General features: G+C 25.3%; 21 protein-coding genes and 1 pseudogene. 6 read left to right on the top strand and 16 right to left on the bottom strand.

Features of this window, described 5'->3' with window-relative positions; translation table 11 throughout:
• Positions 1–128: 128 nt before the first annotated feature.
• From BN7997_RS06635 to BN7997_RS06600, 8 genes are all read right to left on the bottom strand, one after another.
• A complete protein-coding gene (locus tag BN7997_RS06635; RefSeq protein WP_071120056.1) occupies positions 129–458 on the bottom strand; it encodes a hypothetical protein in 330 nt (109 codons plus the stop codon).
• Between the two features lie 173 nt (positions 459–631).
• Positions 632–1,198, bottom strand: a complete 567-nt coding sequence (locus BN7997_RS06630; RefSeq protein ID WP_071120055.1) for a chromate transporter — start codon at positions 1,196–1,198, stop codon at positions 632–634.
• Positions 1,195–1,746, bottom strand: coding sequence for a chromate transporter (locus tag BN7997_RS06625; RefSeq protein WP_071120054.1), 552 nt, complete (start codon positions 1,744–1,746; stop codon positions 1,195–1,197). Before BN7997_RS06625 ends, BN7997_RS06630 begins: the two co-directional genes overlap by 4 nt.
• 305 nt (positions 1,747–2,051) lie before the next feature.
• The gene (locus BN7997_RS06620; RefSeq protein ID WP_071120053.1) at positions 2,052–2,978 is read right to left on the bottom strand and encodes an LCP family protein; all 927 of its coding nucleotides are present in this window, start codon (positions 2,976–2,978) and stop codon (positions 2,052–2,054) included.
• A 72-nt stretch (positions 2,979–3,050) separates the two neighbouring features.
• A complete protein-coding gene (locus BN7997_RS06615; protein ID WP_071119190.1) occupies positions 3,051–4,025 on the bottom strand; it encodes an IS30 family transposase in 975 nt (324 codons plus the stop codon).
• A gap of 142 nt (positions 4,026–4,167) precedes the next feature.
• A complete protein-coding gene (locus BN7997_RS16200) occupies positions 4,168–4,773 on the bottom strand; it encodes a response regulator transcription factor (RefSeq protein ID WP_071120052.1) in 606 nt (201 codons plus the stop codon).
• Positions 4,774–5,198: 425 nt separating this feature from the next.
• Positions 5,199–5,822, bottom strand: coding sequence for a response regulator transcription factor (locus tag BN7997_RS06605; protein WP_071120051.1), 624 nt, complete (start codon positions 5,820–5,822; stop codon positions 5,199–5,201).
• A 287-nt stretch (positions 5,823–6,109) separates the two neighbouring features.
• Complete coding sequence (locus BN7997_RS06600) at positions 6,110–6,361, bottom strand: Mor transcription activator family protein (protein ID WP_071120050.1); 252 nt, start codon at positions 6,359–6,361, stop codon at positions 6,110–6,112.
• A gap of 240 nt (positions 6,362–6,601) precedes the next feature.
• Between BN7997_RS06600 and BN7997_RS06595 the strand changes: the two genes are divergently transcribed.
• The 3 genes from BN7997_RS06595 (at position 6,602) to BN7997_RS06585 (ending at position 7,417) form a co-directional block, all read left to right on the top strand.
• Positions 6,602–6,823 (top strand): DUF1659 domain-containing protein, encoded by a 222-nt coding sequence (locus BN7997_RS06595; RefSeq protein ID WP_071120049.1) that lies wholly within the window; start codon positions 6,602–6,604, stop codon positions 6,821–6,823.
• Between the two features lie 205 nt (positions 6,824–7,028).
• On the top strand, positions 7,029–7,256 hold the full coding sequence (locus BN7997_RS06590; protein ID WP_071120048.1) for a DUF2922 domain-containing protein: 228 nt from the start codon (positions 7,029–7,031) through the stop codon (positions 7,254–7,256).
• An 8-nt stretch (positions 7,257–7,264) separates the two neighbouring features.
• On the top strand, positions 7,265–7,417 hold the full coding sequence (locus BN7997_RS06585; protein ID WP_071120047.1) for a YvrJ family protein: 153 nt from the start codon (positions 7,265–7,267) through the stop codon (positions 7,415–7,417).
• Positions 7,418–7,435: 18 nt separating this feature from the next.
• On the opposite strand, the gene BN7997_RS06580 is transcribed toward BN7997_RS06585, so the two are convergent.
• From BN7997_RS06580 to BN7997_RS06570, 3 genes are read right to left on the bottom strand one after another with little or no spacing between them, the layout of a single operon-like run.
• Positions 7,436–7,705 carry a Mor transcription activator family protein gene (locus BN7997_RS06580; RefSeq protein WP_071120046.1) on the bottom strand — a complete coding sequence of 90 codons (270 nt, stop codon included), beginning with the start codon at positions 7,703–7,705 and terminating at the stop codon, positions 7,436–7,438.
• Positions 7,706–7,714: 9 nt separating this feature from the next.
• Positions 7,715–9,016: a replicative DNA helicase gene (locus BN7997_RS06575; RefSeq protein ID WP_071120045.1), complete on the bottom strand. Its 1,302-nt coding sequence runs from the start codon at positions 9,014–9,016 to the stop codon at positions 7,715–7,717.
• A gap of 23 nt (positions 9,017–9,039) precedes the next feature.
• Positions 9,040–9,801, bottom strand: a complete 762-nt coding sequence (locus tag BN7997_RS06570; protein ID WP_071120044.1) for a conserved phage C-terminal domain-containing protein — start codon at positions 9,799–9,801, stop codon at positions 9,040–9,042.
• 261 nt (positions 9,802–10,062) lie between these two features.
• On the opposite strand from BN7997_RS06570, the gene BN7997_RS06565 reads away from it, so the two are divergent.
• Positions 10,063–10,434: a hypothetical protein gene (locus tag BN7997_RS06565; protein WP_071120043.1), complete on the top strand. Its 372-nt coding sequence runs from the start codon at positions 10,063–10,065 to the stop codon at positions 10,432–10,434.
• Between the two features lie 207 nt (positions 10,435–10,641).
• Here BN7997_RS06565 and BN7997_RS06560 read toward each other — a convergent pair whose 3' ends face one another.
• From BN7997_RS06560 to BN7997_RS06550, 3 genes are all read right to left on the bottom strand, one after another.
• Positions 10,642–11,580: a phosphoenolpyruvate carboxykinase (ATP) gene (locus BN7997_RS06560; RefSeq protein ID WP_071120042.1), complete on the bottom strand. Its 939-nt coding sequence runs from the start codon at positions 11,578–11,580 to the stop codon at positions 10,642–10,644.
• Between the two features lie 132 nt (positions 11,581–11,712).
• Complete coding sequence (locus tag BN7997_RS06555; protein WP_071120041.1) at positions 11,713–12,279, bottom strand: thioredoxin domain-containing protein; 567 nt, start codon at positions 12,277–12,279, stop codon at positions 11,713–11,715.
• A gap of 126 nt (positions 12,280–12,405) precedes the next feature.
• On the bottom strand, positions 12,406–12,630 hold the full coding sequence (locus BN7997_RS06550) for a hypothetical protein (RefSeq protein WP_071120040.1): 225 nt from the start codon (positions 12,628–12,630) through the stop codon (positions 12,406–12,408).
• A gap of 260 nt (positions 12,631–12,890) precedes the next feature.
• Between BN7997_RS06550 and BN7997_RS16430 the strand changes: the two are divergent.
• Together BN7997_RS16430 and BN7997_RS06545 are read left to right on the top strand one after the other, a co-directional pair.
• Positions 12,891–12,995 (top strand): annotated as a pseudogene (locus BN7997_RS16430) (IS982 family transposase); the annotation flags it as partial.
• Between the two features lie 169 nt (positions 12,996–13,164).
• Positions 13,165–13,680, top strand: a complete 516-nt coding sequence (locus tag BN7997_RS06545; protein ID WP_071120039.1) for a VanZ family protein — start codon at positions 13,165–13,167, stop codon at positions 13,678–13,680.
• A gap of 17 nt (positions 13,681–13,697) precedes the next feature.
• On the opposite strand, the gene BN7997_RS06540 is transcribed toward BN7997_RS06545, so the two are convergent.
• Entirely contained in the window at positions 13,698–14,909 is a 1,212-nt protein-coding gene (locus BN7997_RS06540) for a nucleotidyltransferase domain-containing protein (protein WP_071121381.1), read from the bottom strand.
• A gap of 101 nt (positions 14,910–15,010) precedes the next feature.
• A complete protein-coding gene (locus tag BN7997_RS06535) occupies positions 15,011–15,574 on the bottom strand; it encodes a COG2426 family protein (RefSeq protein ID WP_071120038.1) in 564 nt (187 codons plus the stop codon).
• Between the last annotated feature and the right edge of the window lies 1 nt (position 15,575).

Genomic DNA, 15,575 nt, shown 5'->3' with positions numbered 1-15,575 from the left:
ATTCCTAAATAGTATAAATACTTAATTATGTAAACTAAAAATTAATTTTAAAATTAGGTTATGTTTTAATACAACGTTGAAATTTAATACTGTTTGAGTAATAAAAAGATGGCATTATATGCCACCTTTTATTCGCTAAATATTTCGTACATCCCCATAAAACCTTCGGATACTAATAGTTTACTTTCATTACCTTTTTGTAATTGAAATCCTCTACCGAATTGCTCAACAGTATAACCTTCTGATTCCATATGATTTGTAAAATCTTCAGAGGATTTACTTATATATCTTAGTGGTTTATCTGAAATTTTTTCTACTTTTTCTCCACTGATAGATATTTGCACTAATCCTTTTAGCCCAACAAATGGATTAGCTATTTTAGAAGAGTAAGATATAGCCCCTAAACACACAGCAATTACAATTAATACAGAGCCTCCAATAATAATTTTTTTACTCAAGTTAATTCCCCCTTTTCATTGTTTAATTTTATATATTATACACAATCAACTATATTTATCACAGATTATAAGAATTGTGGAGCTCTTAATTTTAGATCCTTTATCTTAGTATAAGGGTATACTATATATTAGAAAATGCCCTTTTCAACACTTATTTAAAACATAGCCTAAAATTATAATTTAAATACTATACCTGCTAATGCACCTATACCTATAAAAACTATAGGATGCTTATCAAACTTTTTAGTTAAGAAAAATATAACTAAAAATATTATTAAAGCCTTGAAATTTATAACTACATCAAATAAATTATTAGTTTGTAAAAACTTACTGACATTTATTATAGATATTTTTATAATCTCAAACCAAGCAACAGCAATAAGTCCAGTAACAGCAGGTCTTAAACCTTTAAATGCACTATCTACTAACTTACTATTTTTAAATTTATTTAAAAAGTTTGCAACTATGACAATTATAATAAATGAAGGTAGTACTATAGCAAATGTAGCGACAATTCCTCCAAGTATTCCTCCTGCCTTAAATCCTGCATATGTAGCCATATTTATACCAATAGGTCCTGGTGTTGATTGAGATATTGCTATCATATCAGCAATCATAGAGTTATTAATCCAAGTATATTTTTCTGCTAACTCATATAAAAACGGAAGAGAAGCTAAACCTCCTCCTATAGTAAATAATCCAACCTTAAAAAACTCCAAAAATAATACTATATAAATCATTGCTTAATACCCCTTTTTCTATTTACAAAATCACTTATAATTCCTATTAACGCTGCAGCTATAACAATATAAACTACAGATATATCTAAAAATGATGATGCTATAAATGTAGCTACAAATAATATTATTCCAAGTATATCCTTAACAGAGCCTTTTACAAGTTTTATAAGTGCGTTAAGTATAAGTACACCAACTGCTATTCTTATTCCAGAAAAAGCATGTTGAACGACTTTTAAATCAGAAAAATTGTCTATAAATCCTGCTATAGACATTATTATAACTAATGAAGGAAATACAACTCCAAAAGTTGCAAACATAGCTCCTATTACTCCCTTTTCTTTGTATCCTACAAAAGTTGCAGTATTTACTGCTATTATTCCAGGTGTTGCTTGACCTACTGCATAGTAGTCTAATAGTTCCTGTTCTGTTGCCCATTTTCGATTTTCGACAACTTCTTTTTGTAACATAGGTAACATTGCATATCCTCCACCAAATGTAAGTCCACCTATCCTACAAAATGTCCAAAATAAATCCATTAATTCTTTCAATTTTACATCTCCCCAAATTTTATTTTACTGTTAAATTTTACTACTTACTCAAGTTTTAGTCTATGCTTTTATGGTGTTTTATAAAAAATTTAAAGGCTAAGAATATAAACAGTATTCAAATTATAAGGTAAAGAAAAAAGCACTCCATCCTCACAAGATAAGTGCTAAATTCTTAAATATTTTCTAAATTTTTATCTGATAGTCCCAAAACAAAATAAATGTTCTAGGTAAGCTTAGTGTTCCCGCACTAAGCTTTTCTTATATAAATCTATCATAACAGATTTCAAAATAATTTACACATCTTTTTAATTATTATATGACTTTTTGTAATTAGCATAATCATATATAAACTTATTAAGTTTATCTTTATTGTAATCTTTATCCCACTCAATTACCCAACCTTTTTCGCTTATATTGTTATCTTTTCTCGCTTCTTCAAATGGAAATTCAACTTGATCAAAGTCAGTATCTTTTATCTTTATAGCTTTATTTGCAATAGATACTATTTCTAATGGAGCCATATTAGTTTTAGTGTATCTAAGAACTTCATTTGCTATCTCCATAATATTATCACTAGAACCATTTGCAAATTTATTATATAAAGCTTCTATAACAGTTCTTTGTCTGTTATCTCTTTCATAAGCACTATCTATATATCTTATTCTACTATATGCTAGTGCTTGCGAACCATTTAAAGTTTGAATACCCGAATTACTTACACCATTTATTTGGCTAACTTCTTTTTCAGATACATTAATTTCAACGCCACCTAATATATCTATTATTTTTTCAAAGGATTCAAAGCTAACGGCTACATATTTGTCTACATCTATTCCAAAATTATTCTTTATTGTATTTATTAGTAAGCTTGCTCCTTCATAAGCATATGCATGTGTTAACTTTTCAGTACTATATCCTTCTATATCAACATAAGTATCTCTAGCTAATGATGTTATTCTTATATCATTATTCTTTTCATCTATTGTAGCAATCATCATAGCATCTGATCTATTACCTTTTTCCATGTTGTTGCCATCTACACCAACTAAAAGTATATTAGTTATTCCATTTTTTTTATTTTTTTCTGACTCTTCAATTGTTGTATTTATTTGTTTTGCTTCTTCTTTATCATATATAGAGTTTAACTTAAAATATACATACCCAATTCCCATTAATGGTATTATTATTAGTATTGAAATTAATGCTACTGTAATTTTTTTTATATTATTCATATTGTCACTTCCTAGTATATTTTTATATTTCCTGAATTGTCAATTTAAATCAGACAAATTACTTATGAATCACTAAGCAAATGTAAGTAAGCTTTCAAATCCAGTTGCTTCTTTTATAACCTCATTTGGTGTTTTATAGTCTAGTGATTTTCTAGGTATAGAATTCCATTTATACGCAATCATATTTAATTCTTCTTGAGAATATGCAGATAAATCTGTAGACTTAGGTAAATCTTTTCTAACTATTCCATTTGAATTCTCATTTAGCCCTCTTTGACCTGGTGATCCAGGGTCTCCAAAGTAGATTTCAATATTAACTGAACTATCTTTTTCTATGTCTGACCATTTTGAAAACTCTTTACCTCTATCAAATGTAATAGTAGATATACACGACTTATGTAAAGATGATAGCCATTTGCAAATTGCTTCTTTAACATCCTCACTCTTTCTACTTGCTTTAAGTAATACAATATATTTTGAATACTTTTCTACTAAAGTAACTATAGCTGATTTTCTAGCTTTTCCTACAATAGTATCTCCCTCAAAATGGCCATATTCTATACTAGTTTTAGCATTAGGATACTTTTCATCTCTTTCATGAATTGTTTTACATGTATTAATTTTACCTCTTGTTTCGTTATGACCCTTCGGGTTATTTTTACCCTTACGTCTCAACTTATTTATATCTATTACACCTTGTTTTGCTAATTTGTATAATGTTTTTGTTGATATTTTTTCATCTTTTCCATCTATTTTATCTCTTCCTGCGATAGCATCTAAAGACCAATCATTTTCTAGCTTATTATTGATATCATCTAATTTTTCTTTGCTTAATACAATGGGCTTTCTTCCACATCTAGATTTATTTATTAGGTATTGATTATATATTTCTTGAACAGTAAGTCCTTGCATAAATAGCTTGTAATATCTGTAAACTTTATCTTTTCCAATTTTCATTCTTTGAGCGCAAGCTCTTGCTTTCACGCCTAAATAGTAATTTGCTTCTAGATTTGTTAGCTGATTTATGTTAATATGATTAAAAGACATTTTTGGTACTCCTTTTGTTGATTTTAGTAGGTTAACTAAGTATATCATAAGTGTCTTTTTTTGTTTATATATTTGTCTGATTTAATTATACAATTCAGGTTTTTAAATTATAGAAATTAAGCTATACACAATAGTGCAGAGCTTAAAATCCTATAATTCCATTATTATAAGCATATAATGCAGCTTGAATTCTATCTTTTAAATTAAGCTTTGAAAATATATTACTTGTATGTTTTTTTACAGTATGTTCTGTTATAAAAAGTTCTTTTGATATTTCTATATTACTTTTTCCTTGGGCTATACAAATTAATATTTCTCTTTCTCTTTTTGTTAAATCTTCCATACATTCATTTTCATCTTTAGAAATATAGCTTTCTATAAGCTCTGCATCATAATATTTTTTATCTTTGCTCAACTGCTTAACAGCATATCCAATATCTTCTGAGTCTATATTAGCTAATATGTATCCATCAATTCCAGCTTTCATACACTTTGAAAACAATACTCTGTCTTCATAAAAATCTAAAACCATAACCTTTATATTTTTTTCTTTTTTTAGTTTTTCAATATCATGTAAATACTGTTTGTTATTTTTGTTTAAATCTATAACTAATAAATCATATTCACCGTTATATATATCTGTATATCTATGACTTTCTTTAACAGTATCTACACAACTTTCTTTTGATAAAATTTCAACTATACCCTTTCTTATTATTAAAGATTCTGAAATTACAATAACTTGCATACTTATCCCCCCATAAAATATTAAGTTATTTATATGACTTAACCACTTTTTCTATATACTTCCTCACATCTAAATACTTCCTTTTATTTATGTTATTATTTTAAAGTTTATTATTCTGATAACTTATTATATTAGTGTTTTATTAGTATTATTACTATCATTAATTCTAATATAGGTGTATTTTTTATACTACTTTAGTATAAAAATTCCCTTTTCTTTATGGACTTTCATCGAAATACTTTAAACCACATATGGCAATATTTATATGACCAACAACTTCATCAATTGCTAAAAAAGCAAGTAAATTTCATAAGAAACTTACTTGCTTTTAATTAATATTATTAAATTTATATCTAAACTGTTTAGTAATATATCCCATAAAAATTAAAATAAAAAACATCATTACTATCACCGCTTTAACTATTTTAAATAGTATCATCTATTATATGATTCTCCTGTGCATATAGTATTATATCCTGCCTGTTTCTAAGGTTTAACTTACTAAGTATATTACTTATATGCTTTTTTATAGTATAATCCGTTACTTTTAATTCTTTTGCAATATCTTTGTTGCTAAGACCTTTACATACATAGTTTAGTACACATTTTTCTCTGTTAGTAAGGTCAATTTCATTATTTGTTTTTTCATTATGTATAGTATATTGTAGTAATTCCGAATCATAAAATTTCTTTCCATTTAATACTTTATTTATTATATAAATAAATTCATCTTTATCATCTATATTTAATATATATCCATCAATACCATAGTCTACTGATTTTATAAATAACTCTATATCTTTTTTGCTATCTAAAATCATTATTTTAGAACTTTTAAATTTCCTCCTTATTTTGCTTAATCTTTCCACTATACTAATGTTATTTTTATTAACATCTATAAATGAAAAATCAATTTCTAAAAGCTCTTTATCTAATACATTATTTAAATTGGATACTGTTATTATATCATCTGTATCCAATATTTCATTTAAGATATGATTTAATGAATCCCTTATTATAAAGGATTCTGATACAACCAATATTTTCATACATTTAGCCTCCAATATATAGTCAAACTTATATATTTTATCTCATAAATATATATTAGTGATTTTATGCAAAAAAATATATTACCTTATTACCTTATATATAATTACCTAATAGTGTTAGCTTTAAGTTTCTTGTTATTACTCTAGCGTATATAAGGCTTTATCTATTGCTATCATTTGTTTTTACTCCACTTGATAATTTTTTTACCTTATCGTTTATTTTTTATTCTAATTTAACTTACTTTAGATAATATTTATATACTGTTTTACTACTATAGTATAACTTTTTAATCTTCTTTAACGATATTTCTTAAATTATTAACGCTCATACCATACTCAGCAGCAAGCAAACTTAAATTAACCCCATTATACCTTTTTCTAATTTCCCTATTTCTGCTATTTCTAATAGTAGCTTTATAAGTAGGTATATACAGATTGCTTCCTCCATACATCCTAATTATCTCTAAATACTTTTCATCTCCCACAATTTCATATAACATTTCTAAATGTTCATATACATCTTCTTTTCTTATTTTCATATTAACCTCCTAAAATTTTAAACTTAAATTATATACCATATCATCTTTTATAAATTTATTAATAAAACCTAACAAAAACTTTCTTTAATATAATTGTAGTTTTTAGTATAAAAACTTTCGAGGAAAATACTTTTAAATATACTTTAGAAAAATACATTAAAACCCTGCTTACACCTTTCTAAGTAATATATAAATATAAGCTTTACAAATGGCTTAAATAAAATTTAGGAGGTAACTTATATGGCAGTTACAGTATTAAATAATCCAGCAGGACTTAGATTAAAATTTGATTTAGGAAAAGATGACTCAACAGGCAAAACTAAAGTAAAAAGCAAAACATTCTCAAATGTAAAACACAGTGCATCAAATGAAGATGTATATGAAGTAGCAAGTGCTATAGAATCTCTTCAACAATATCCAGTTTTAGAAATAGCTAAAATAGACAACACGACTTTAGCATAAAATTCGCTTCGCTTGAGCGACGTGTCGGCGAAACATTTCATTTCGCAAATGATATATCCTCGCTCACACTTTGAGCAACGTGTTGGCGAAGCATTTCTGATACATCCGTTGCTCAAAATATCATTTTTAAATAACTATAAATTAAGGTTTTAAATTTTGAAATACTTTATATTATTAAAATTAATATTATTAGGAGGATTTTATTATGGAATTAAATAGAAAATTAGTTATGACTTTCAAAACTACAGATGATAAAAAGGTATCATTAACAGTTGATAACCCAAGAGAAGACTTAACAGAAGAAGAAGTAAAAACTACTATGGAACTTATAAAAGAGAAAAACATATTTGCACCTGGTGGAGCTGATTTCGCATCTTTAGTTTCTGCAAAAGTTGTTGAAACTGATACTACTAACTACGACTTAGTATTTTAATATAATATATGGATGGTAATTTAGAAGTTCTGATTGCAAATGTAGGCTTTCCAATTGCTATAAGTATGTACTTACTTATTAGAATTGAAGGAAAGCTTACAATTTTAACAGATAGTATAAATGAACTATCTAAAAATATTTTAAACATGAAAAAAGGATAGCAGCTGCTATCCTTTTTATTAATTTATACACTTCCCACTTGTGCGAATTATATTTCTAACTTGAACCTCACTTATTTCAAATGCCCTTGCAAGATCTTTTATATTTTTTCCATTATATCTTTTTATAATCTCTCTATTTCTTCCATTTCTAAGAAGTGTCTTCTTACTTGGAAAATAAATAGCGATACCACCATATTCATTACAAAATTCAATAAACTTATCTATCCCCATAAAATTAGCAAGTCCCACAAACTCCTCTGGAATATCTTCCATTTTTATATAATCCATATTATCCTCCTAATAATCTATATGTTGAAAATGTAGCCTTAGACCATTGTAACAATAATGTCTAAATTTTGTTTCTCCATCTCTACATTTAGCAACTATTAAATCTACTATTTTTATTCCCTCTTCCCTTGCTTTAAGTACACTTTTCTTGTCCCTTTTAATCTTTATAACAGCTTCCTCAAAATCAGAAAGTACTGGCTCATGTATATATACAACATTGTTGCTATCATGAAATATTGCCTTACTATCTCTCATTGGACGCTCTCCCCAAGGTCTTAAATCCTTCATTTCATCATTTAATTGACTTAACTGTATAACTGGTATATGAAAATCTAAAGTTATATTTTTAAGTTCTCTTGATAAAGTTGCAACTTCCCTTTCCCTATTTTGTAAGTTTTGTTCTACAGTTAAAAGCTGTAAATAATCCACTATTACCAAATCAGGCTTAACTTGTCTTATTCTTCTTTTTAATTGAGATATTGTGCTTATTCTGTCATTTATGTATATTAGGTTATCCTTGCTAAACTCATGCATTACATCTATAATGTTTTTCCTATCTATTTCTTTTAAGTTTTTGTACTTTAAACTTTTAGCACTTATACCAGTTTTTTTGCTTATATTTCTCATAACTATTTGCTCATTACTCATTTCCCTACTTATAAATAGTACCTTTTTACCTTGACTTGCACAGTTTAACATTATTTGAAGTGCTAATGCAGTTTTACCAACTCCACTTCTTGCAGCAATAGTTGTAAGCTCTCCCTTAAAAAGCCCACCTATAACATCATCTAACAAAGGTACTCCAAATTTAAGACCTGTTTCTTTATCATTTTCAAGAAAATCTAGTATTCTTTCACAAATAGAACTCATATCATCTTTATCTTCTATATCCTGATCTACTGTACTTTTTATATCATTTTCAAATTTAAAAAGAGATGAATCTATATCTTTATTTTCAAATATTTCAGTTATTAAATTCATACAGCTATTTTTTATACATTTTCTTTTAAACTTGTCCTTTAATATGTTTATATGTGTATCTATTGCATAAGTCTCACCAATTGATGATAAATTACTTATGTATGAAACCATTACATCAACTTTTCTTTCATCTAACTTAGTTTTTATTGTTGGTATATCTAAGGTGTAATTATTTTTATATAAGCTTTTCATTATTTCAAAGATTTCTTTGTTGTAAGATACTGAAAACATATCCTTACTTAATTCATCTAGCTTATATGCTAGGGTATTATCTAGTATAATACTCCCTAGTATTGAGTTTTCAATGTTTATAGCTTCTAATGGTGCCATATAATCCCCCTAATTAAAATTATTTAAAAATCAAATTCTATATCAAATGGCTTTATATCATCTAAATCCTCTATATCTTCATTTGTATCAACTTCTTCATTTAAGTATCCTTCAAACTTGTTACTAAACAAGGTTTCTGGTCTTAAGTATTTTTCCATTTCAGTGTGTAACCATTGTTTTGATTTTATATTTATTACCTTGTAAAAGTCTTCTTCATCAAATCCCTCATTAAGCCTTGCGTTTATAAGGCTCTTTGTTTTAACTGAAGTTTTCTTAAATCTTTTATTAGTTTTCTTGTTTAAATAATCAACCACACAAGAATGTATTTTATTATTATTTATATTATCTTTTTTAGAGTGGCAGTTCTCTATGTCCTTACCTATATCGTATATATGTTCGTCCAATATACATAAATTATTGCTATTACTAACTTTAGTATCTCCTCTGCCTAGGTTGTGTCCTAGGTCATGACCTAGATCAATATTATTGCTGTATTCGTATACTGATGGTGTGTTATCAGTGTTTCCTAATTGAACTAATTGTATTATGTTTAGTTCTTTAAAGTTTTTTATAAGCCTTTTGGCTTTTCCTATTGATATGTTTAAGTCCTTGGAAACTGTGCCATTGCTTATGTAGAATTGGCCTTTTGGTAGATTGCCATTCATATTGTTATAGTTTACTTTTTTCATTATGTAATGGTTAAATATTATTTTGTCTGTGTCTTTTATATTATCAAATTTTAATACTTGTATATTAGTTTTAAAATATCCCCTTTGTGATTCCATTCTTTATATCCTCCATATGTATAAATTCAAATTCCATTTATGTTCTCTTTTATCGAACATGTTCTATGCTTTTATATTAATATATTTTACAATTATTTTCAATAGTTATATAAATATTTATTTAACAACTATATTTATACTATTTATTTTTATATTTAATTTAAATATATTTTTCATATTAAATTTGTAGTTATTATAATGTTCTAACAAATATTATTTATTTAATATAATGTAGTATTAAATATTAAAGGAGATATTATGATGAATAAAAATAACGATTCTAAGCTTGCACTATTAACATCTGTAGTTCTAGGATCTCTTGTATTATTTTTAATGTTTTTATGTCATAAGCTTATACTTTGTATAGCTCGTGTTTTTGTTTATTTAACAGGACTTGCTACTGTATTATTAGTTACTGTATTTTATATTTTTATAATAGTATATCTTATTTCAAAGTTTCAAAAGTACTATTGTAAGTATTATAAAGATAAGAAATATAAGAGAAATTATTTAGATAATATCCAAATGATTAATTCTATAATTAAAATAGAAAAATCATTAATTTTTACTTTATTCTCTATATTAATGGTGTTATATACAATTAATATGTTTATTTATGAGTTTTCATATTAAGTACAATGCTTTATATTTATATTACATTAAAGACCTCTTACGGTGTTTTATACCTAAACATCTTAAGAGGCCTATTATTTATTACTGTAATAGTATTATTAAGTTCACTGCATCACTATTGTTTAAAATCATATGTATTTATAAAGTTTAAAATCAATTTTTTAATTTATAATAGTTTTCTTATACATAAAAAAGTTGGCATAAAAATTATCCCAACTTTTCTAACTTATCTATTTCATCTTTATAAATTATATTTTCAATAACTTCGATTTGCTCATTTACAGAAAATACATCTTTAGGTCTAGTTAATTTATAATATTTTATACTCTTCGCTATGTCTGCACACTTTTTAAAATATAGAGAATTTATCCCTCCAGAGTAGTGTAACATCTCAATTCTAAAAATATTCTTAATTAAGCTTTGTATTTTTTCAATACCAGTAATTTCTTTAATCTCTACACTTTCAACATCTGAAACAGTAAGTTCAAATATACCTTCAAAAGGTACTTCATAATTTACAAAATCATCTAACGCAGGTACTATGTACTTTATATTAAAATCACTTCTAAAAGGCTCATAATCATTCGGTGTATATCCTAATTTAATCATTGTATCATCACATAATTTTTGATATCCAAAACCTGGATATATTTTATTTATTTCTCCTTGTTTTATAGAACAAACATCATCTGCTATAAAACCGTATCCACATTGTCTTAGTGCTGTAGTAAGTGTTGATTTACCAGCTCCTTTATCTCCTGTAAATACATACCCCTTATCATTTATTACTACTCCTCCACCATGAATTGCTACTATATTTTTTTGTAAAAGCACCATCCCTAGTACGCTACCTAGTATATATACTTTTACTAACTGGTGATCAGGATTTTCACATAATTGTATATCTATTTTATTACCATTAGTTATACAATAAGTCGCTAAATTATCTATATGAAACCACATTTTTTTATTTTCATAGTTTGCTTTTTTACCTTGAAGCATCATTAATCTTATATCTGCATCCATCATTTTGTAGCATATATTTACATCTATTTTATCTCTTTTATCCTCTTCTAAAATAGTTAGTTCTGGTATCAATATTTCTGATTTAACATTTAATCCATATACTCTATAAAAATAGCTCATTCTATCCTCCAATAATAATTATATTTTTCATTATACTGTTTTTGGATAATATACTATATTATCTTTATATTTAATTTTAATTACACTAAAGTATACTTATTAAATAAAAAATAATCTAGCTATATAACTAGATTATTTTTTATTTAATAATGATTCTATTTTATTTTCAAACTCTTCTTTTGGTATATTTCCTTCTATTCTTTCACCATTTATAAACATAGTAGGTACTGCTTTTATTTCTAATTTATCTTTTTCTTTATTTATCTTTTTTAGATCTTTTACATGTTTTTTATTTTCTTCTTGTTCTAGATTTAGAAATTCTATTACTTCTTCTGGTGACTTTAATACTATCCATTTATCTTGTTTTTCATATATTTCCGATAGTTTTTCAAAATCTGAGATTTGTTCTTCATTCATATGTTTATAGATTACATCATCATATTCAAATCGTTTTATATCAATTTGTTTTTCTATATATTTTATTTGTCCAGAGTCTATATATTTTTTTATACTTTCTCCAAGTTCTTCATGCAATGTAGTACATGCACTGCATTGAAAACTTGTATAGTTAATTATTTCTATAGGTGAATCTTCATTTCCATATAATATACCTTCATTAACCTTTATAAAGTTACATCCACTTGATATTATGCTTAATGCTAATATATAAGTAATAATTAATATTTTATTTTTTTTCATTTTCTCCCTACTTTATTATAAATGTTATTTAATCTGCGTACTAGTTAATATATACACATATTGAATATGCTGAACATATCTTTTATTAATAAAGTTTAATATACTTATAAAAAATACATTATTTTATTATGATATAAGGCAAGGATGTTGGCAAGTTGATTCATGTTGACTTAGTGCTATATCTGCATCAGTTGCAGTTGGATAAATAAAGTCACTTGTAACTCCACAACAACATCTCCATGCAAACCATCTTTTATCACCTCTAGTAAAATTAGACATTATTTCGCCTTTAGCCATTGTATCTTCTAATGATAAATTACTTATATTAGGTTTATTCCATACTTTTTTCATAGTTCTCCCTCCTAATATTTAATATATAATTTGTAAAATCATTATTTACATACTACTTTATATTGACTTAATATATTAGTAACATAATAATATCAATAATATAATCACCTATCCATTATACTTATGGATAATATATAATAACTCTAAAGATGCTACTTTAAATATAACTTCCACCAAAATCTATTTTATAGCTTTTCTAACACTCATTTAATATATTATCATTATCATCATTTGAAATTATTAATATATACTACATAGTATTTATAAATAGAACTTCAATAAAGGTTTTATCTCATAATATTTCATTTCTAATAAATAACTTGATTGTAATCGATAATTATGTAGCTAAAATTAAAAGATTGTAATTTAGTAAAATTTGTAAATACTAATCTTTGCCGTATATTATTTTTTATATAAAACAATTTACTTTATTTTGAATATAATTTTAACTAGCGCAATAGATTATTTATATTATACTTTTTTGAAAGTGTATTTTAATATGATATTATATAAAAATTATGAGGTGTTATTTTGATGATAGAATTTTCTGAATCTATATTCTTGGGTGTAACATTTTTTTACTTAGGTATGGTTATAATTTATGACTATTTTATGAATAATAAATTTAACTACAAAGATAGATTTATAGATCTATCTTTATTTTTGTCATTTATTTTTATAATTTCTCAGACACTTTTTCCTATTGAATTAGATGCTAATTTTGATGGATTTGAAGTATACAATTTAATTCCTTTCAGAGTTCCTATTAATATATATCTTAACTATGATTTTTCTTATTTTATTCATCAAGTGTTTGGTAATATAGTATTATTTATTCCATTTGGATTTTTTATATTCTTAAAAAATTCAAATGTTAGAAAATCTATATTAATAATATTTTTATTAACATTGTCTATTGAGTTTATACAAGGATTTATTCCTTATAGATTTTGTGAGATAGATGATTTATGGCTAAACACTTTAGGTGGATATATAGGTATTTTAATTGCTAAGATTATAAATAAAGGGCATATTAAAGCTTTAAATTAAGCTTATATGCCCTTTATTTATAATTCTAACCAACTTATCAATTTATTCCTTCTTCTCGAAATACTAGCTCCAAATATAGCAATTTTTAATTTATCACTTATACTCTCCTTATAATTTAATCCCCCAATAAACAATCTATGAATCCATGCTATTGGTAGTAAAATTTTGTATCGTTTTGCATACATATACTTATCTGACAGAGTATTAATAGATGGAAAATATAATTTTTTAAAAAAATGAATACAATTTCTTTTTTCTTCTATATTAGCATGTGAAATAGCATTTGAAATTTGTAAAATTTTATTTCTTTTTCCATGAACTCCACTTAAAAATATCTCATCTATCAATAAATCTATAAATTTATTATTCATAAGATTTTCTGATTTTAGTTCATAAGGAATTTTTAGCCCAAATAGTTTATTACAAATTTCAAATATACTAATAATAAACTTGTATATTCCATGTCTTTCCAACTTACGTTTAAATATACTCCAATCTATTAAATCTCCTTTTTCTTCTACAATTAAAACAAAATCACAAAGTTGTCTAATACCAAATCCACTATACTTTATGTGTGCTGCCATATGCATACATAAATGTAGTATTAAATCTTCGTCACACATTGACAATGCACTTGCATTTCCAACCTTAACAGTTACAGAATTTTTCCAAATTTCCTCTTCAAATTTTTCTATATTTAAAAAGTTTTTCTCATTTGCAATACTCCAATGAACCTCTACATATGTAATACCTCTTCTAAAACATAAATCTTTATCTGATGATACACTTTCTTTATATCCTAGATTTAAAAGTACATTTTTTACTCTATTCAAGTCATCTTTATTCTTGACTAATATATCTGCATCGCACATAGTTCTTAATTCCGGTTTTGGATATAAGTTTCTTATTACTATACCCTTAAGTACAATTACTTGTATATTTTCTTTATTGAATTCAGCTAAAAATTCTGAAACATTATTTATATGATTTAATTGATTTACACCTGATAAAAAAGTCTCTCTTTTCCATAAATCTAATAATTTTTTATTATCTATATGTTCTAATGATTTTCTATCTATTGCTGAATAAACTAAAGATTCAACTTTATGAGCTCTAGCTTCATCTAAAAGTTTATCCCACTGTATATTTTCATCTATATTGAAGTTTATTTTATTTCCATGAATAGCACTATCTAATAATTTTACTAAATAATCCTGAGTTTTATTCATACCCTTATACCTTTCTTTGATTATATAAATTTTATATAATTTTACTGATAATTTAACTATTATCATATTGATATGTTATAGTATGTTTATAATACTCTAGTCTAATTTATATATTTTTCCTCTAGTTGACTCTCTTTATTTAATCTATTCTTTTTACTCTTATAATATAAAATTACTCCTATAATTATGCCTAAACCAATTATTAATAAACTACCAAAAGATATACCTTCTGCTAAATGCATAGATATAGCTAACATTATTATTCCAGCTATTGCATTTCCTATAAATACGCCAATTAATGCATCTTTTATTCTCATCTTAAATATTGATGCAAGTGCTGATGCACTCCATGATCCAGTAGTAGGAAGTGGTATTCCAACAAATAGTATTATACCTATTATACTTACAGCTTTAAGCTTTTTAGCTCTACCTTCTATTTTTTTATCTATCCATCTTATTATTATATTAAAGTACTTTCTATGCCTTAAGTACTCTATTAATTGTCTAAAAACTAATACTACTGGTACTGCTATAATACTTGAACCAATTAAACAAGTTATATATATGTATATGGGATTTAGATTCATAGCTATACCTAATGGTATAGCTCCTCTTAGCTCTATGATTGGAACCATAGATAAAAACATCAACTTTATATATTCCAAT

It is taken from the genome of Romboutsia timonensis (genome assembly GCF_900106845.1).
Taxonomy (GTDB): Bacteria; Bacillota; Clostridia; order Peptostreptococcales; family Peptostreptococcaceae; genus Romboutsia; species Romboutsia timonensis.
This window is presented reverse-complemented; position numbering and strand designations above follow the sequence as displayed.